Genomic DNA, 18,970 nt, shown 5'->3' on the forward strand with positions numbered 1-18,970 from the left:
AAACCTTTTGTTGTGGCCTGCTAAAAAGTCTCAGCGCAGGAAATTGTCTCGCAAAAGATCTACCACCTCATCGGCGCGGCCGTTGAGTATTGCCTTAAGTCCGAACAGTGCGGTGGAGGTGACTTGCTGCGCTGTAACTTCCGGCGGCATCACCAGCTCCACGCGGTTCGTCGGTACGCTGAGTAGTGCCGGCCCGTCAGTGGCGAGCCAGCGCTTCATACTTTCCTCAAGCTGATCCGCACTCTCGATACTGGCACCACTGATGCCACAAGCTTCGGCAACGCGGCCGAAGTCCGGGTTATGTAAGTCGGTATAGCTGTCGAGAAGCCCCTCAATGCGCTGCTCCATCTCTACGAAGCCGAGGGAGTTATTGTTAAATACCAGGACTTTTAATGGGATTTTTTCTTGCACCAGTGTCAACAGGTCTCCCATTAACATGGTCATACCACCGTCGCCGCACATAGCGATGACCTGGCGCCCGGGATAGGCTTTGGCCATGCCCAGGGCTTGGGGGTAGGCGTTGGCCATGGTGCCGTGGGAAAGGCTGGTGAGAAATGAGCGTTTGCCGTTGGCAGTGAGGTCGCGGAGCATCCAAACCATACAGGCGCCGCCATCGGCGGTGAATACGGCATCCTCATCGGCCAGCTTGTTGAGCGTCTGGGCGACAAATTGAGGGTGGATCAGGCTGGGGTCTTTCTCTTTGCCGCGGCTCTTCATCTCTTCCCGATCTTTTTTGTATCGTTCGAGAAGGTCATCGAGGAAGGTGCTATCGGTGCGGGCCTTTAATCGGGGCAAGAGGGCTTCAATGGTGGGCCCCACATGCCCTACCAGGCCCATATCCACAGGAGCGCGTCGCCCCAGGTGCGGCGCTTCCGCATCAATTTGAATAATGGTGGCTTTTTTCGGGTAGAACTGGGTGTAGGCAAAATCGGTACCCAGACACAGTAACAGGTCACAAGTCTCCATGGCCCGGTAGCCCGCGGGATTGCCGAGAATCCCGGTCATGCCCACATGGCAGGGGTTGTCGTATTCGAGAAACTCTTTCGACTTGGTGGTGTGGGCGATAGGAGCGGCCAGGTGCTGTCCCAGTTTTACTACTTCATCGTGAGCGTGACGGCAGCCGATACCGCCGTAAATAGTGATATTTTTTGCGGCGTTGATTTTCTTTGCCAGGGCGTCGAGCTCAGAGTCAGACGGACGCGCTAGCCATTCAGGGCGATGTACCGACCAGGGCAGACTGTCTTTGGTCTTCTCCTTGAACAAGTCGCCGCTAATTTGCACCACCGCGACACCACCGCGAGTAAGCGCAGTTTGTGCCGCCTGCACAATCATTCGACGGGCTTGCTCCGGGTGGGTCATGGTTTCACAGAAGACCGAACACTGTTCGTAGAGTTTTTGCTGGTCCACTTCCTGTGGATAGCCGAACCCCTGTTCCGCACGGTCGATGCGGGATGCAATCAGTACCACCGGGGCGCCATTGCGATGGCTTTCAAAAATGCCGTTGATAAAGTGCAGGCTGCCGGGTCCGGCAGTCCCGGCGCAGACACTCAGCTCACCGGTAAGGTAAGACTCCCCCCCAGCGGCGAAAGCGCCCACTTCCTCATGACGCACATGTATCCACTCCAAGTCGGAAGTGCGTACCGCTGATGTAAAGTGATTGATGGTATCGCCGACAATGCCGTAGCACCGTTTGGCGCCGGCCTTGACCAGTGTATCGACAATAATCTCTGAAACGGTTTGCATAGCAATCTCCACAGATTGGGTGAGGCTAGCGGTTAATAGCGCGGCGGATCGACGCGTACTTGCCCTCTTCGAGCTTGATCGCAGGCTGAAAACTGTCTGCCTGTGCGGCCAGCCACCAGTGCCAGTAGGGCGTATCTTCTGGTGCGTCGATCAGCGAGTTGGTGTCAAGAAAATGCCAGATACGATCTATCGGCCTGGATTCTGCGCCATTAATTCGATGAATCATGTGATAGGGTTTTAGGTCTCGGGGGTCGGTAAGCCCCGCGCCGGCCACAATATCCTCCAATGCTTCGAGGGTTTTTGCCTGGAAGGCCGCCGCTCGCTTGCTTTGCACATCCACCACTAGCCCACGCTGACGCCGAGGATCTTGGGTGGTAACGCCAGTTGGGCAGGTATCCGTGTGGCAGCGTTGGGATTGAATACAGCCTACGGAAAGCATGAAGGCCCGCGCCGCATTGCACCAGTCGGCGCCGATGGCCAAGCATTGCGCTAGTCCGGATGCGGAATAAACCTTGCCGCTGGCAGCCAGCTTCACCTTATCTTTCAGGCCCGCCCCCACCAGGGCATTGCGTACGATAATCAACCCTTCCAGCAGCGGCATACCCACGTGGTTGGACAGCTCCAGCGGCGCTGCACCGGTACCGCCTTCGGCGCCGTCTACAACAATAAAGTCCACCAGTTTCCCGGTTTCGTGCATGGCCTTCATTATGGCCATCACCTCGTAGATATGCCCTACACAGAGTTTTATGCCTACCGGTTTGCCGCCGGACAGTTCACGCATTTGTTCGGCAAATTCCAGCATTTCAATGGGGGTGGAGAACATGGAGTGCGCGCGGGGGGATACGCAGTCCTGGCCGGGCGTAACCTTCCGGGTGGAGGCGATCTCCTGAGTTACTTTGGTGCCAGGTAATACTCCACCGTGCCCGGGTTTCGCTCCTTGGCTCAATTTAATTTCCGTCATTTTAACCTGGTCGTTACAGGCCTCGCGGAATAGATCCGGGTTAAAGCTGCCGTCATCGTTGCGCGCACCGAAATAACCGGTACCCAATTCCCACACTAGATCGCCGCCATGTTTGCGGTGATAGGGGCTGATACCCCCCTCACCGGTATCGTGATAGAAGCCGCCAATTGAGGCTCCTTTATTCAAAGCTTCTATTGCGGCGGCGGACAGAGCGCCAAAGCTCATGGCCGAGATATTTAACAGGGCGGCGGAGTAGGGCTGTTTGCAGCGGCCCGTGCCCACTTCAGTACGGCAGGAGGTGTCTGCATGTTTTTCGGGCTTCACCGAGTGAGTGAGCCAGGTATATTCCTCACTCTGCACATCTTTTTCAGTGCCGAACGGATGCATATCAGAAAAACCTTCGGAGCGGGCATACACAAGCCTTCGGGCTTCAATGCTGTAAGGGCGTCCTTCCTCATCACCCTCTACCATATAGGCACGGAAATAGGGACGCAGGTTCAGGAATATCCAGCGAATGCGGCCGGCAACCGGGAAGTTCCGCGTAATGCTCCAATGGGGTTGGAGCATATCGTAGATTCCCAGTAGTACCAGTGAAACGCTAATCAGTAGAGCCACCAGCCACCAGGCGCTGTTTGTAAACGTGAGCACCAAGAAGAATGGGGTCAGGATAAGAGCGGTAATGGGAATAATCGCGCGCTTTATACCATTCCGGCCGGAATAGGCGCACCAGGGGTTGGAGCTACTCATAAAATCAGGTTCAGCATCGTTACATAAAGTTCCGATACTGAACCTAGATCATTTGTAAGGGTTCTGCCTTGATAAGGTCAACTAAAGGGCTTTTTCCCCTAACTTGCCGCTAATGCAGGCAGTGAATTTTGCTTTGCAGGTAAAAACTCGATGGCAGTGACGATGGAGTAATCCTTTAGTTCATCCAGAATTTCATCCAGCTTTAATAGTTGCCAGCAGGCGCGCGCGCCACTGTCTGAAATTTCACCGCGAAGGAATTTTCTCGCCAAAGCCACTGCGGGTGCTGCAGGAATCCAGACGCCATCGCCATCCATTCCAAGTATTTGCCACTGCCTTCCAGCTGCCCTACCGTCAGCATCTTCACCCAGTGCGCGGACAATCATGCCGCCGTGAGAGCTGCCACCAGGCCAGCGGGCACTCAATTTATGGGCAATCTGTGCGATGCGGGAACTCGTGGCGGGCAAATTTAGGCGCGAGAGTTGGGCGCACAAAGACAGGCCGGCCTGGAGAATCAGGGGCTCTGTCCCCGTGGAAAATAGTGCTGTGTTTAAATTTGGCAGGTGTCTTGGGCACAACTCCAGGTCGGGTACTTCAAAGTCGCACAGCCAGCGTTTTCCCACTGGATGGGCAAGAGTTACCGAGTGCAGGTGATTGCCGGCAAATGATTCTCTCCAGCGCCCATCCCGCAATTGGGGGAAGCTCTCTCCCAGCGCTTCAAAACCGGAGCGCACGGTGGCGAGGCCGCGTTCTACCTTGTGTGCCGGAGCAATTGCCGCCTGCACGGAGCGAATGACCGGTAGCTCTTTCTGGATCTCAGCTATGGCTGCTGAACTGAGGCCGGGCAGGCTGCTGGCACCGGATACCATGGCGATACCGGCGGCCTCGGCGGCCGGGGAGAGACGGTGAAAATCACATACAAAGCGGCGCGCATCTGAAATATCGATGTAGGGTGTGCGGGCTTCAATGCAGGCTTTGGCCACCCGGTAATCGGTTTCTCTCTGGTAGGGGCCAGCGCAGTGGATTAATAAATCCAGGTGCAAGGCTTTCAGTTGCGCAGCCAAGTTGATGGAGTCCCGCTCCAATCGTAACCCCTCGGCGAGGCCACCGAGTGATTGGGCGCAGCGGTCTGCCCGTGTCTTGTTATGGCCGGCAATAATCAGCTGGATATTGGGCTCAGAACTCAGCATTTGTGCAATACGTGCACCGAAATTGCCGTAGCCGCCGAGAATCAATACGCGTTTATTCAGGTTATTGATCACCTGGATGGAACTCCTGCCCCTTATAGTTTGTAGAGATCATGCATCGTGCCGGCGACTTAAATCAAGAGAATCTTGTCTGCGGCTTCAGCATACCGCCGTTGTCATTTCACTGTTTTGTATATTCTAAAAGTAACGTTCCCGATGATCTTGTGCAGTTTTATCAGATTCATTAGTGATCTTGTGTCGGGCAAATGATTTTTGGAGACCAGAATGGCCGGTTGGAGTTTATCGACTCAGGTCCCCCTATCGATCACTGAGCAGCGTATTTATGATTTGCATCACCGCAAGGATCTGGTCGACCTGATTACCCGCGCCATGGTTTTCAAAGGAAAATTCGATGTTGAACTGTTTAAGAAGTCCATTTCAGAGGTGGTAAATACCTATCCGATTTTTCGCTGTCGTTATAGCGGGGAACCGGCTGTTCGCTCCTTTGTAGATATTGAACTGGACTATATCGACATCCGCCACTTAAGTGATGCTCACTTCGAGAGCTTTTTGCGTCAATTTGGCAGCTCGCCAATGGATTTGACGCAGGACCAATTGTTGGGACTCAGTGTTCTTCGCAGTGGAGAAGATGAATACATTTTTTTGACCAAGTGTCACCACATCATTGCCGATGGGATTAGCTTGTCACTCCTCTGGTCTGAATCCTTGACGCACTATTTGGATAGTGCAAAGGGTAAGGATTATCAACCCAGGGTGGAAACTGCAGACTTTGCTGATTATGTGAATTATGAAAATACCTACTTGAGATCGCCGAGGGGGGATAAGGCGCGAAATCTTTGGCAGAAAAAGTTGGAATCCCAAAAAGATGAGATAGAGCAGTTGCCCCAATCGGAAGAGACTTCGGTTATTTGTAGTGAAGTAATCCAGCACATAGATGAGATTGAGCTGGAGCAGATAAAGGCATTGGCCAGCTCGGAGAATGTGAACCTCTTCGCTTATCTAGCAGCCGCATTTCAGCAAGTTTTATGTGATTTCATACCTCACTCTTTTTGGATGAATGGCAATTTATCCCTTCGGCTTAAGAGGGAGTATCGGGAAGTGTTTGGCCCCATGTGCCGGTATGTCAATTTGACGGTTCGTAGGGATGAGTCCTGGCAGGAGAAGCTCTCGCGCCTGTCTGCGGAGATAAAGTATGCCATGCGCACGGTTTATGCTGCTGATGCAATTGGGCCTCACGGCCTGATTGGCCACCACCTCGATGCATCCCATTGCTACTTGGTGACTTTCCTGCAAACAGAGGAGCACCGGGAAGGTTTTTTTGCGGTTTATACCGGTGAAACTTCTAACTGGGTCAAATTGAATGACCATTTGAAGATTCGCATTGTCCCCCTGGCGACGCGCTTAACGCCATATGGCATCTATCTATCTATTACTGTCTTTGGAAAGCAGTTGCGCTCGAGTTTTATCTACAATGAGAATTGCTTTGAACAAAAACAAGTAGAGGAAATGGTAAGTCGCTGGTGTGACAGATTATTGTGCGGGCCTGAAGATATTCTACCGCCGCTGTAAATAACGCTGTATAGGGACTGTAGAGCCAATTGTTATGTCAAGATGTGCCTTTGTGACCCTGGTCAATAGTGCGGATTATGTAATAGGTGCGCAGGCACTGAAACACTCGTTGGATCGTACGGTCAGTGCCTATCCGTTAATTTGTATGGTGCCACCGAACAGTTGTGATCCAGCGCCATTGGAAGCGGCGGGCTGTAAGATAAAAGAAGTTTATACGCCTCGTTTTTCCGATGAGTTTATCCGCCGCCATAAACGCGATTCTTTGCACCGGCGCGCGCCCTTTGACAAGGGTAGTAAGCCCGCTTTCCATGACCCACTGAATAACTTTTGCAAATTGGCACTGTGGCAATTGACCCAATTCGATAAGCTTGTTTTCCTGGATGCGGACACCCTGGTATTGCGCAATATTGACCACTTGATGAATTATCCGGAATTTTGCGCAGCTCCCAATCTTTACGAAGACTTGGATGGATTTCATCGTATGAATTCGGGATTGTTTACTGCGGTACCGAGTGAAGCGACTTACCAAAAAATGCTTGAGCAACTGGATCGACCAGGGGTTTTCTGGCGGCGCACAGACCAGACATTTTTGCAGTCCTTTTTTCCTCGTTGGCACGGCCTGCCTTATATCTATAACGCCTTGCAATACCTCTACCTGAATTTACCGCAGCTGTGGCAGTGGGACAGTATTCATGTCATTCACTACCAATATGAAAAACCCTGGCAAAAGCAACACTCGAAAGTTGAGAGGCTCAAGCCCCTGATCGACTTATGGTGGGCGGTTTACGAAGGGCGAGATATCGCCGTTGATCTGGGTGAGTTAGCCCGTGCTTAGAAAATAAAATCGAGAGAGGGAATTGTGAGAATAGGGATAACTGGTGCGAGTGGCTATGTGGGGCAATTTCTGGTCAGGCATTTTTTGCGGCAGGGCTATGAAGTGCGAGCATTACTGCGCAGGGAGGAAAGTGCAGATCTTTTTCGCAGTATTGCTTCACCCAGATTAGCGTGGAGCGTCGGGGATATTACTTCTGATACAACACTACAGACATTCGCCAGCAATCTGGATGTGGTGGTGCATGCAGCTTTCGAGCATCTTCCCGGTCGCTATCGAAATGGAGAAGGGGGTGATCTTGAGGGTTTTTTACATGTAAATCTCAATCGAACCCTGGCATTAATCCAATTCGCCTATGCAGCGAAGGTAAAAAAATTTGTATTTATTTCCAGTCGTGCCGTTTATGCCACTGGAAAGTTGAGCGGTTCTTTAAGTGAGGAGCAGGTTGTTCAGCCGGATACTTTCTACGGCGGCTATAAAGCGGCTGTGGAAGCCATGCTGTCTGCTTGGGCGTATCAGCGTGGCTGGCATACAGTTTCATTGCGCTTAACTGGAGTTTATGGGCTGGTGAGTCCGCTAAGTCGTAGCAAGTGGTATGACATCGCTCGAGCAGTGATATCTGGGGAAGCCTATTTAAATTCCCGGCTTTCAACGGAAGTGCACGGAGAAGATGTGGCGCGGGCGGTAGAGCTTTTACTGGAGCACAAAGATGCTCGGGGGCGGGCAGTAAACTGTAGTGATTGCCTGGTTAGCAGTCGCGAGTTGGTGAAGATTCTAAGATCGATATCCGGACAGCAGGGACCGCTACCTCCCCAGCCACAAATGAAACCGCCAGCAGTGATGGATTGCGCTTATTTACAGGGAATAGGTTTTCGATTTGGGGGTGTGCAGTGTTTGCGGGAGACGCTTGAGGAATTGGTAGAGGCTGTGCAGCAACAGCAGAGCCTCTACCAAAACGCCGGCTCCTAGCCGATCGGCCAGTGAATCAACTCCAGTGAGTCGTTGTCCGCTTTCAGGCACCAGGCATTCTTATCCCAGTCTCCCAGCACAATACGCTCCGCCGGTTCACCGTTGATCGTCAACGCGTGGCGGGCGGGCCGGTGGGTGTGGCCGTGGATCAGTCGAAGCACATTGTGCTCAAGCATCACCCGCTCCACTTCTTCCTGGGTTACATCCATTATGTCTTCGGCCTTGCGGCTGTTCATACTCTTGGATGCCATACGAATCTGCGCGGCAATAGCGCGGCGTTCCTGTAGGGACTTGGCCAATAGCTCTTGTTGCCACTTGGGGTCCCGGGCCTGGCGGCGGAACGCCATATACTCTTTGTCGAGGGTGCAAAGGCTGTCGCCGTGCATAAGCAACACGCGCTCATTACCGAGGGACAACGCAGTCGGGTCCTGAAGTAAAGTGGCTCCCGCGCGCTGGGCGAAGTCGGTACCCAGCAGGAAATCTCGATTGCCGTGCATCAGGTACAGCTCTACGCCGGTACCGCTATAGCGGCTTAACTCGCCAATCACTTCGCGGACCAGCGGGGCATCGTCGTCGTCGCCAATCCACGCCTCAAAAAAGTCGCCGAGAATATATAGCGCCTCAGCACCGGCAGCTCGCCCGTGCAGGAAATCAAAAAACGCCCGGGTAATATCCGGGCGTTTTTCGTCGAGGTGCAAGTCAGAAATAAAATAAGTAGACAATGTCCCCGCCTTAGAGTCGGTACTGACCCGTGGAATTACTTATCGGCGTAGGCGTCAGAGATGCTGATACCGGTGATTTCGATAGTCTCCAGGGGTACGTCCTGGTGGAAGCCTTTGCTGCCGGTTTTAACGTCTTTAATTTTGTTGACCACGTCCATGCCGTCGACAACCTTACCAAATACGCAGTAACCCCAACCCTGAGAATCTTCGCTGCGGAAGTTCAGGAAATCGTTGTCCTTAACATTGATAAAGAACTGGGAGCTGGCGGAATGCGGGTCCATAGTGCGGGCCATGGCCAGGGTGCCAGTGTCGTTCTTCAAGCCATTGTTGGCTTCGTTTTCGATGGAGTCGCGGGTTTCCTTCTGTTGCATGTCCGGAGTCATGCCGCCACCTTGGATCATAAAGTTGTTGATCACCCGGTGGAAGACAGTGCCGGTATAGAAATCGTCACGGCAGTACTGCAAAAAGTTGGCAGCAGTCTTGGGTGCCTTTTCGAAATCCAATTCGATGGCTATATCTCCATGGGTTGTGTGAAGGGTGATCATAAAATGTCCTATGAGGGTTGATTTGGGGCGGCATGATACCTTGTAGTCTGTAGCTGTAAAATGCTGTGTCGGAATATCTGTGTCAATTGCACAAAAATCAAACGCTTGCAGTGAATTTCTATGAAAAGCGTTCCTTCAAATTCGATATTCTGTCTCTCAAGTAGGTTATAATTCGCCGTTTACGTTCGCACAGCTGTAAATTAAGAGAATCCTATGACATCCGAGAGCAAGCCAGCTCACTTTTTACAGAACCTTATCCGTGAAGATCTGACTGAGGGCCGGGTTACGCAGATCGCGACCCGCTTCCCGCCGGAGCCCAACGGCTACCTGCATATTGGCCACGCCAAGTCCATCTGTCTGAATTTTGGTCTGGCGCAGGAATTCGGTGGCACCTGTAATTTACGCTTTGACGACACTAACCCGGCCAAGGAAGAGGAAGAGTTTGTCGATGCGATTAAGCGCGATGTCTCCTGGCTCGGTTTTGAGTGGAATGGCGAGGCGAAGTACTCTTCGGATAATTTTGATCAATTGTACGAGTGGGCTCTGCACCTGATTAAAGATGGCAAGGCCTATGTCTGCGACCTGTCCGCAGAAGAAGCTCGTCACTATCGTGGCACGCTGAAAGAGCCGGGCAAAAACAGCCCCTTCCGCGATCGCTCTGTCGAGGAAAACCTGGCGCTGTTTGAAAAGATGCGCGACGGTGAAATGGAAGAGGGCCAGTGCAGCTTGCGCGCCAAGATCGACATGGCCGCGCCGAATATTAACCTGCGCGACCCGATCATCTACCGCATCAAAAAGATGGCCCACCACCAGACTGGTGATAAGTGGTGCATTTACCCCAGCTACGATTTCGCTCACGGACAGTGTGATGCGATTGAGGGTATCAGCCACTCCATCTGTACCCTGGAGTTTGAAGATCACAAGCCCCTGTACGATTGGCTGATTGAGAACCTGCCGGTGCCTTCGCGCCCGCGTCAGTACGAATTTGCCCGCCTGCACCTCAACTACACCGTGGTGTCCAAGCGCAAGCTCAAGCAGCTGGTAGACGAAGGCCATGTAGACGGCTGGGATGATCCCCGCATGCCGACCCTGTCCGGTATGCGCCGTCGCGGCTTTACCCCGGCTTCCATTCGCAACTTCTGCGAGATGATCGGTGTAACCCGCTCCGACTCAGTTGTCGATGTGGGCATGCTGGAATACAGCATTCGCGACGATCTGGATAAAAATGCACCGCGCGCCATGTGCGTGATGGAGCCTTTGAAGATTACCCTGAAAAATTACCCGGAAGGCCAGGAAGAGATGCTGTCAGCACCCGGCCACCCGGTGCGCGATGATCTGCCGGCCCGTGAACTTCCTTTTGGCCGCACTCTCTATATTGAGAAAGAGGATTTCCGCGAAGAGGCCAACAAGAAGTACAAGCGTCTGGTGCTGGGCAAAAAAGTTCGCCTGCGCAACGCCTATGTGATCTTTGCTGAAGAAGTCGTGAAGAACGATGCCGGTGAAATTATTGAGGTGATCTGCTCGGTTGATCTGGACACCCTGGGCAAAGACCCGGCCGACGGCGTTAAGCCAAAGGGCGTTATTCACTGGGTATCTGCGGACAACAATGTCGATTGCGAAGTGCGCCTCTACGATCGCCTGTTCAATGATACGGCGCCGGATGCCGGCGGTAAGAACTTCCTCGACTGCGTAAACCCGGACAACCTGCAAATCCTAAAAGGCTGTAAAGCGGAAATCGGCCTAGCCAAAGCGGAGCCGGAGCAGGGTTACCAGTTCGAACGCAACGGCTACTTCTGTCGCGACAGCAAGTACGGCAGCGCAGAAGCGCCGGTGTTTAACCGCACCATTGGTCTGCGCGACAGCTGGGCCAAAGAGCAAAACAAATAGCAAAGCGGAGGACTGCCCGAGCGGCAGTTTTCGCGGCTGGGTCAATGACTGGCCCAGCCACACAGCAAAAAGAATTCGAGAGAAAAGATGTCTCTACAGGTCTACAACACGTTTTCCGGGAAGAAAGAACCCTTCGTACCAATGGTGGAAGATCAGGTGCGCATGTATGTGTGTGGCCCCACCGTGTACAACCGCGTGCATATTGGCAATGCCCGCCCTGTGGTGGTGTTCGACACCCTGTACCGGGTACTGAAAAGAAATTTCAGCGATGTGATTTACGCGCGCAATATCACCGATATTGACGACAAAATCATGAAGACCGCGCGTGATAACGGCGAGGAAATCGGCGTGCTGTCAGCGCGCTATGCCCAGGCTTACTACGAGGATATGGCCGCGCTCAATAACCTGGAGCCGGATATTGTCCCCTACGCCACCCAGCACTTGCCGGAAATGATCGCGATGATCGAAAGCCTGCTGGAGAAAGGTCACGCCTACGCCGCCGAAGGCCATGTGCTGTTCGCTGTGGAATCCATGCAGGAGTACGGACAGCTGTCCAAGCGCTCCCTCGACGATATGCTCGCCGGTGCGCGGGTGGAAGTGGCGCCTTACAAAAAGTACGCCGGCGACTTCGTACTGTGGAAGCCGTCTGCCGATGACGAGCCCGGCTGGGACAGCCCCTGGGGCCGTGGGCGCCCGGGTTGGCACTTGGAGTGCTCGGCCATGATCAAGAAGCACCTGGGTGACACTATCGATATTCACGGCGGCGGTCGCGACCTGACCTTCCCCCACCACGAAAACGAGCGCGCCCAAAGCTGCTGCGCCAATGGTGTGGATTTTGTGCGCTACTGGATGCACAACGGCTACGTGAATATCAATGGCGAAAAGATGTCCAAATCCCTGGGCAACTTCCGCATGGTCAAAGACCTGCTGAGCCAGTACCCCGGTGAAGTCCTGCGTTTCGCACTGCTGTCTGCCCACTACCGTTCAGAACTGAATTTCAGTGCTGATTTGCTGGATCAGGCATGGCGCACCCTGGATACTCTCTATGGCGCACTGCGTGAAACGGAAGCGGTTGAGGCTGAAGCGGCAGATCTTAATGACACCGCCTTTATCAAGGCGTTGGAAGACGATCTGAATACGCCGATCGCCATCAGCGAATTGCACCAGATTGCCCGCGACCTGAACAAAGCCGATGAGGTGGATAAAGGACGCCTGAAAGGCTTGCTACTGGCCGCTGCAGATATGCTGGGCATTCTCCAGCAAGACCCGGAAGCCTGGTTCAAACAGGCCCGTGGTGGAGATGAAGGTATTTCTGCCGAAGAAGTTGAAGCACTGATCGAAGAGCGCGCACAAAGCAAGAAGAACCGTGACTTTGCCCGCGCCGATGAGATTCGCGAAGAGTTAAAATCCAAAGGTGTGGTGCTTGAGGATAGCCGCGAAGGGACCAAGTGGCGCCGCGAATAGCGCGGTCCCTCCCCGAGACACGGATAGATTTGAGACACCGATAGATTTTCCCCAGTTTGGCACATTGCGGCCGCCGGGGAAGTGAAATTCGAATTTCATTTGTAGAAGCGAACCATGAAAAAAGTATTTGTCCTGACCAGCGCTGTGATCGCCCTTATCGCACTGACCGGCTGTGAGCCCAAACGGGGTTCCGATGCCTGGTGCGAGAAAATGGATGGCATTCCCAAAGGGCAGTGGACTTTTGACGATACCCGCGACTACACAAAATATTGTGTCTTCAACCAAAAGCCGGAAGAGGAATAAGCGGGCCTATAGTCGTTGTTCTTCGTCGATTCCTACCAACACTTCTTCCGCCCGCTGACCGGTAAATACCGCGAGCAGGTGGTTGAGTGCTTGCGTCTTTTGTATGAGCGTCTGTACACCGCCAAGGCTGACTACGGTGAGTCTTTGCTGCGGGAACAGATTCTGGAAATTTTTGCCGAGGCCCTGACCCGCGCGCCCCAACTCGATAGTGAAGATGGAGTGCAGGACCCCGAGGGCCGCTTCCGCAACCTACGCGATCAGGCGGTCTGGGTACTGAACAGCCTGGTGGAGTTCGGTTGGCTGGAGAAGCAGGTAGACAGCGCCACGCTCACCGCCACCTATCCGTTTAGCCGCCGGGGCCGCCTTTTCACTCAGCCGCTAGTGGAAGTGAACGGCACCCGCGTGCGCACCCGCCACCGCAATACCCGCAACACCTTAAATGCCCTGGAAGCCTTTGCCAGCCGAGGTGAAATCCACGACTTGATCGATGCCTGGGAATACTCCGAGCGTATCGTGGCGGATTTCACCGATATGATCGCCGAGCTAGAAGAGCGCAAGCGGGAAATGGTGCGGGAAGTGGAGGCCCAATTGCTGGTGCAGCAGGCCACCGATGAGTTTTTCTCCTTTATGGAGAGCCGCTTCCAGCCGGACCTGGCTATCCGACTGTCTGCGGATAGCGTGGAGAAGCACCGCGATTCCATCAACCGGGTAATTGACTGCATTCGCCGCAAGGAGGATATGCAGAAAGCGGAGTGGGAGAAGCGCCTGCGCCAGCTGCTGCCGGAATTGATGCAGCCGGGCCACTCCCTGTTGTGGCTGATGCTCGATACCATCGAGGACCGTATGCGCCGCGCCTGCGAGGTAAAACTGCCCGCCTTGCGCCGCGCGCTACAGGGTTTTACCAAGCGCGCGGATATTATTATTCGCCAGCTCAGTTACCTGCACAGCCAGGCCGAGGGCGAGTTTGCCGACCTGTGCCAGCGCCTCGGCGAGAGCCAGCAAAAAACACAAATTCTCGAACAGCTGGGCGAACAGTTAGGTGGCTTCCAGCTGCGCCTGTTTGACCCCAAACAAACCCAGCTGTGGCAGCGCAATCGCCGCCAGCCGGTGAATACCCGGGTCGAAGATGAAACCCCCATTGGTGAGGAGAACCGCCGCGAGATCGAGCTGCAACAACTGCTCGACCAGGCGTTTAATTTCAACAACAGTAACCTGCGCGATTATCTGAGTGATGCCCTCGGCACCGGCCGCCAGATCAACAGCCGTAACCTGCCATTGCGGGATGCGCGTGATCTGCTCGCTATGAGCCATGTGATCGAAGCAGCGGCGGTGAACCAGAGCGGCGCCGCCGACCTGCAGGTGAAATTTACCGGTGAAATCGCCAGCAATGACTATTTCACCGAATTTGACGAATATATCCTGGAGCTGAAAAACAGTGATTGAACAGGCTTTGGAAGAGGCCCTGGCGCAGTGTCGCCTGAACCGCAGCGAATTTTCCGAGCTACTGGTGCGCCTGTTGGATTACGGCGTTATCTGCCGGGATGAAAGCGTTATCGAAACCACGCTTTATGATCGCTTCCAGCGCTGCGAGCAGCTGGTGCGCGAGTGGTTGGCCCCGCTGGGGTTGCGTTTGCAGCACGACAGCCGTTTCCAGTTTATTCGCGTGTATCCGCCCGGTGCCGAAGTACCGGGTCTGCCGGATCAGGAAGAGCCGCACCACGGCGGCTTCCGCGCCCGACTCAGCCAACAGGAAGTGGCCGCGATTCTCGCCCTGCGCGTGGAATACGATAAAGCGCTGCGGGAAGGGCAAGTGGATGAGAGTGGTTGCGCCGCCCTGTCGATGGAAGCCCTGGAGCTGGGCATGCGCAACCTGCTGAAAATGTCCCTGCCGGATAAGCACGCCGAGCGCAAAAATCTGTTGAAAAAATTGCGCCAGCTGCGTTTGGTGCAGTTCAGCAGCGAAGAAGTGGATACCAGTGCGGAAGTCTGGTTGCGCGTACGCCCGACCATCGCCCACTTTGTCAGCGAGTCGGTATTGCACCAGCTGATCGACAGCGAAGTCCCTCCTACAGTGGAGAGCGAGGCCGCTCAAGTTCATGAGGTTGGCGAGGTTGAAGAGGCGGAACAAGAGCAAGCGCTCGAACGCATCACTCCAGAAGTCGAAGATAACAGCCTGTTTGAGAGTGAAGCCGCTTCCTAGTTGAAAATAGAGGCCGCAGTAGCGGCTATAAAAAATCGAAAACATTCGACCGCCCGGGTTTGCGTAAATCGCACCCGGGAGCCTCGGAGAGGGGTGTCGGCTTCCCGCCTGCAAAAAGACCCTGCTTTTGAAAAGACCGTTTTTTTGAAAAGACTATGTTCCTAAAAAAACTGATCCTGATTAACTGGGGCAATATCCCGCAGTTGGAATATGATTTCGGCCCGATCAACCTGTTTTCCGGTGGCAACGGTTCCGGTAAAACCACGGCGGCCGATGCTATCCAGACATTGATGACCGCCGCCCACGACACTCTGTTTACCTTTAACCCGGGACAGGATGAAACCACCCAGCGCGGGCGCGGTGGCAAGCAGGTGCGGACGCTAGCTTCCTATGTACTGGGTTGTGACGACGGCAGTTATGCCCGTGTCGAGCCTACCGACTGTTACATCGCCGGTATTTTCCATCCCACCAGCGGTGAAGACGATGCTGAGCCCTTTACCGCAGTGATGGGTATTCGCGCGCACCTGGATAGCAGCAGTAAACCCGCCCAGGCCCGCCAGAGTGATTTGCGCTTTTTCGTATTCCCCGGCGAACAGTTGGTGATGGGGGATTTTATCCGGGACTACACCGACGGCAAACACCTGCTGCCGCTGGATAAATTCAACCAGGTCCTGAGCAAGCAGTTCGAAAAAGTAGAGCAGTACGACAAGAAAAAGGCCTACCTGCGCCGCCTTTACGGTGCCCTGCGCGGACGTCGTGATGCGGTCTCCGATCGAGAGGCTATGCACGCTGCACGCACCTTTGCCAACTTTATGGCCTACAAGCCAGTAAAAAGTATTAACGATTTTGTCGCCCAAGAGGTGTTGGAAAAACGCGATTTGGGTGATGCCATCCGCTCCGTCTCCGAACTGATGAAAACCATTCACAGCATGGAGCAGGAAGCCCGCCAGATTGTGGAGCGGGTCAGTTCCCTGGAGGCCATCGCCCAGTCGGTAGAGCTCTACCGGGAGCAGTGGTTGCAGTTGCGGGTGCAGGAATATTTATGCGCGCGCCACCGCCAGCAGCGGGTGCAAAAGAGTTATCTGAGTGGCAAGAACGACCAGAAAAAGCTGCGCAGTGATCTGGACAACAATGAGCGCGAAGTGCGCGTCGCTTCCGAGCGCGTCGAGCAACTCAATGGCCAGCTGGTAGAGCTTCAAGCCCAGCGCCTGGGTATCGATGCGCTGCGCAATAAGGACGAACTGGAACAGCGTATTAACAATGCCCTGAGCCTGCTGTCCCAGCAGCACACCCCCATGTCTGCCGAAGAGGCCCGCTGGCGCGAGAACCGCGAGGCCGCCGAAGAATTATTAAACCTGCTCAACTCCACCTCCGCCGAGCTGGAAATTCCCGCCTTCTCCGATAAGGCACTGGTGCAGGCAATTAAGCAGGTGGCCCGCGAGGAAGACCTACCTGATCTGCACAAGTTGTTGGGCAAGGACTGGATTGACCTGGCTGCATTGGAGCCATTGCGCGAGCGTGCTGCCAGCAGTGAGGCCCTACAGAACCGCCTCTTCGATCTGCTGGATAGCAGTGGTAAAGCCGGCGCCAGTGATGAGGTTTCCCCCAAAGAGCAGATTGCCCAGCAGGCCTCCCGCTGGGAGCAAAAAGTGCAGCAACTGCAAAAGCAGCTGCGCACCCAGGAGAGCCGCATTCAGCATCTCCAGGCCAACCGCGTGCGCTACCCCCAATCGGTGGAAGTGGCCCTGGCCGCAATTCGCGAGCAGTGCCCAGAGGCGGAGCCCCGCGTCCTGTGTGATTATGTGGAAGTGCTGGATGAGCGCTGGCAGATGGCGATTGAAGGCTATCTGGGCGGCGCGCGTTTCTCGATTATCGTGGAGCCGGAACACGAGGCCCGCGCGATTCGTATCGTGCGCGGCCTGCCCGGGCGCAACAACCGCGCCCGCGTGATCCAGGGGGATAAAGCCCGCCGCGATGCGGAGCGCCTGGATACTCCGTCGGGCTCTATTATCGAACTGATGGAGTTTACCCATAAAACTGCCGAGCACTATCTGCGCGCCTCATACGGTGCCGTGGTACAGGTGGAGGATGAACACGAGCTGCGCGGCACCCGCCGGGGCCTGACTGCCGACGGTATGGCCAGTGGCAACTACAGCATGTGGCGCTGCGATATGGACGATGCCGAGTTGGTATTCGGCCAGGGCGCCCGCGCTCGCGCACTGGCGGCGCAGCAGCGCGCTATGGAGCAGTTGCTGGAAGAGGCCGCCCACGTCAACGAGCGCCACCAGCTCTACCGCCGAGTCACCAACGCGGTGCGCGGACTGGCGAATATCAAGCTGTTGTCCATTGTGGATTCCGCCCTGGCGGCCCAGCGGGAATGGCGCAGCGCCGAGCGGGCTCTGGAAAACCTGGACCTGAAGGACTTCGAGCAGTTCGAGCAGCAGGTCGATGAACTCAAGGCCCAGCTTAAAGACCAGCAAAAGCAGCTGTCGGACCTCCAGCGCAAGCATGGCTCCCTGGAAACGAAATTAAAGAGCAACGAAAAACTCTTATACGCCCTGTCTGGCGAGCTTGAGTCCCTGGACGATGCCGCCAGTGACAGCGAGGAAATGGTAAGGCGTATTACCGCCATCGACCCCACTTTCGATGCCGAGCAAGTACTGGTTACTGCTGATGAGCAGGTAGAGCGCGCAGCTGACAACTTCGACTTCTCAGCGGATATCGAAAGTTGGCAGGGGCAGCTGGAGAAATACAGTCGCCAGTTGGATCGCGCGGTGATGGAGTACAACGCCACCTGTGCCAGCGTCGATACCCTGGTATTTGAGCCAGACTTGAGTGGCGGCCACAAAGATGGTTTGTTCAAGTTGATCAGCGGTCTCGGCGATCAGGTAGAGACCCTGCGCAACCGCCTGAAGAACAACCTGCTGGTGGAGCGCCACGATCAATTGCTGGGATTGAAAAAATCCTTTAACACCACTTTTGTAACCCACTTGTGCCACGCTATTTACCAGTCCATTAACGATGGTAAGCGCGTGTTGGATGATCTGAACAAAGAGCTGGAACACCACCGCTTTGGCGCCGACCGCGAGCGCTTCCGTTTCGACTACCAGTGGGTGGCGGAATTTAAGGAGTACTGGAGCTTCTTTAAGGCGGTAATTGAACTGCCGAATCTGGGTGAAGAGCAGAGCCTGTTCGACACGGACTTGGCGCCCAAGCACCGCAAGGTGCGGGACCGCCTGTTGAGTATGCTGCTGAGTGAAGACGAGCAGGTAGCGCGGCGCGAGCTGGATCGAATCAGCGACTATCGCAACTACCGCAGCTATGAGATCTATAAGGAACCGGAAGGCAAGGAACCGATTGCGCTCAGTCAGTACGGCACCGGTTCCGGCGGTCAGCTGGAAACGCCGGCTTATATTATCCGCTCCGCAGCGGTCACTTCGGCCTTCCGCTTTGGTGAAAGCGGCAGCCATTTGCAAATGGTGCTGGTGGATGAGGCCTTCTCCAAAATGGATGAGTCCCGCTCCAAGGAAGTGATCCGTTACCTGACTGAAACCCTGGGGCTACAGCTGCTGTTCATTATGCCCAGCAGTAAATCGGGACCTTTTATGGACCTGATCTCGAATCAGTTTGTATTCAGTAAGTGCCCCAGTGCCAAGCCCATCGGCCAGCTGAATACCCGGGTGTATGTCGATCGCAAGGTCTGCAACCAGGAGCGTATCGCCGAACTCTGGGCCAATCACCGCCGTACGATTCGCCAGCAGGCGTCGCTGGATTTTATGGACCTGGTAGAAGTAGAGGGATAGGTATTTTCGGGGGAAACCCC

General features: G+C 54.6%; 14 protein-coding genes. 9 read left to right on the forward strand and 5 right to left on the reverse strand.

The genetic code is table 11. The features are described from left to right. Positions 1 to 30 precede the first annotated feature (30 nt). The 3 genes from ACJJIY_RS13475 to ACJJIY_RS13485 form a co-directional block, all read right to left on the reverse strand. Positions 31 to 1,743, reverse strand: coding sequence for a thiamine pyrophosphate-dependent enzyme (locus ACJJIY_RS13475; RefSeq protein ID WP_444897784.1), 1,713 nt, complete (start codon positions 1,741 to 1,743; stop codon positions 31 to 33). Positions 1,744 to 1,768: 25 nt separating this feature from the next. Next, the gene (locus ACJJIY_RS13480; RefSeq protein ID WP_444897783.1) at positions 1,769 to 3,451 is read right to left on the reverse strand and encodes an FMN-binding glutamate synthase family protein; all 1,683 of its coding nucleotides are present in this window, start codon (positions 3,449 to 3,451) and stop codon (positions 1,769 to 1,771) included. A 98-nt stretch (positions 3,452 to 3,549) separates the two neighbouring features. Further along, the gene (locus ACJJIY_RS13485; protein WP_445358084.1) at positions 3,550 to 4,710 is read right to left on the reverse strand and encodes a saccharopine dehydrogenase family protein; all 1,161 of its coding nucleotides are present in this window, start codon (positions 4,708 to 4,710) and stop codon (positions 3,550 to 3,552) included. A 210-nt stretch (positions 4,711 to 4,920) separates the two neighbouring features. On the opposite strand from ACJJIY_RS13485, the gene ACJJIY_RS13490 reads away from it, so the two are divergent. From ACJJIY_RS13490 to ACJJIY_RS13500, 3 genes are read left to right on the forward strand one after another with little or no spacing between them, the layout of a single operon-like run. Beyond that, a complete protein-coding gene (locus tag ACJJIY_RS13490) occupies positions 4,921 to 6,225 on the forward strand; it encodes a condensation domain-containing protein (protein ID WP_444897781.1) in 1,305 nt (434 codons plus the stop codon). Positions 6,226 to 6,259: 34 nt separating this feature from the next. Beyond that, positions 6,260 to 7,060: a glycosyltransferase gene (locus ACJJIY_RS13495; protein ID WP_445358085.1), complete on the forward strand. Its 801-nt coding sequence runs from the start codon at positions 6,260 to 6,262 to the stop codon at positions 7,058 to 7,060. Positions 7,061 to 7,084: 24 nt separating this feature from the next. Next, on the forward strand, positions 7,085 to 8,026 hold the full coding sequence (locus ACJJIY_RS13500) for an NAD-dependent epimerase/dehydratase family protein (RefSeq protein WP_444936194.1): 942 nt from the start codon (positions 7,085 to 7,087) through the stop codon (positions 8,024 to 8,026). Here ACJJIY_RS13500 and ACJJIY_RS13505 read toward each other — a convergent pair. Continuing rightward, positions 8,023 to 8,748 carry a UDP-2,3-diacylglucosamine diphosphatase gene (locus ACJJIY_RS13505; protein WP_445358086.1) on the reverse strand — a complete coding sequence of 242 codons (726 nt, stop codon included), beginning with the start codon at positions 8,746 to 8,748 and terminating at the stop codon, positions 8,023 to 8,025. The two genes, ACJJIY_RS13500 and ACJJIY_RS13505, sit on opposite strands and share 4 nt — an antisense overlap. Positions 8,749 to 8,783: 35 nt before the next feature. Further along, positions 8,784 to 9,293 (reverse strand): peptidylprolyl isomerase, encoded by a 510-nt coding sequence (locus tag ACJJIY_RS13510; RefSeq protein WP_108733726.1) that lies wholly within the window; start codon positions 9,291 to 9,293, stop codon positions 8,784 to 8,786. A gap of 213 nt (positions 9,294 to 9,506) precedes the next feature. Here ACJJIY_RS13510 and ACJJIY_RS13515 point away from each other — a divergent pair, with 213 nt between their 5' ends. From ACJJIY_RS13515 to ACJJIY_RS13540, 6 genes are all read left to right on the forward strand, one after another. Beyond that, positions 9,507 to 11,180 carry a glutamine--tRNA ligase/YqeY domain fusion protein gene (locus ACJJIY_RS13515; RefSeq protein ID WP_445358087.1) on the forward strand — a complete coding sequence of 558 codons (1,674 nt, stop codon included), beginning with the start codon at positions 9,507 to 9,509 and terminating at the stop codon, positions 11,178 to 11,180. Positions 11,181 to 11,267: 87 nt separating this feature from the next. Continuing rightward, a complete protein-coding gene (gene cysS, locus ACJJIY_RS13520) occupies positions 11,268 to 12,644 on the forward strand; it encodes a cysteine--tRNA ligase (RefSeq protein ID WP_445358088.1) in 1,377 nt (458 codons plus the stop codon). A gap of 114 nt (positions 12,645 to 12,758) precedes the next feature. Beyond that, positions 12,759 to 12,947: a DUF3012 domain-containing protein gene (locus tag ACJJIY_RS13525; protein WP_108733723.1), complete on the forward strand. Its 189-nt coding sequence runs from the start codon at positions 12,759 to 12,761 to the stop codon at positions 12,945 to 12,947. A 15-nt stretch (positions 12,948 to 12,962) separates the two neighbouring features. Next, positions 12,963 to 14,390, forward strand: a complete 1,428-nt coding sequence (locus ACJJIY_RS13530) for a Wadjet anti-phage system protein JetA family protein (RefSeq protein ID WP_444925330.1) — start codon at positions 12,963 to 12,965, stop codon at positions 14,388 to 14,390. Beyond that, positions 14,383 to 15,147 (forward strand): DUF4194 domain-containing protein, encoded by a 765-nt coding sequence (locus ACJJIY_RS13535; RefSeq protein WP_445358089.1) that lies wholly within the window; start codon positions 14,383 to 14,385, stop codon positions 15,145 to 15,147. The genes ACJJIY_RS13530 and ACJJIY_RS13535 overlap by 8 nt, the downstream gene beginning before the upstream one ends. A 155-nt stretch (positions 15,148 to 15,302) precedes the next feature. Continuing rightward, the gene (locus ACJJIY_RS13540) at positions 15,303 to 18,950 is read left to right on the forward strand and encodes an ATP-binding protein (RefSeq protein ID WP_445358090.1); all 3,648 of its coding nucleotides are present in this window, start codon (positions 15,303 to 15,305) and stop codon (positions 18,948 to 18,950) included. Positions 18,951 to 18,970: the final 20 nt, after the last annotated feature.

Source organism: Microbulbifer maximicatervae (SeqCode) (assembly GCF_052468155.1).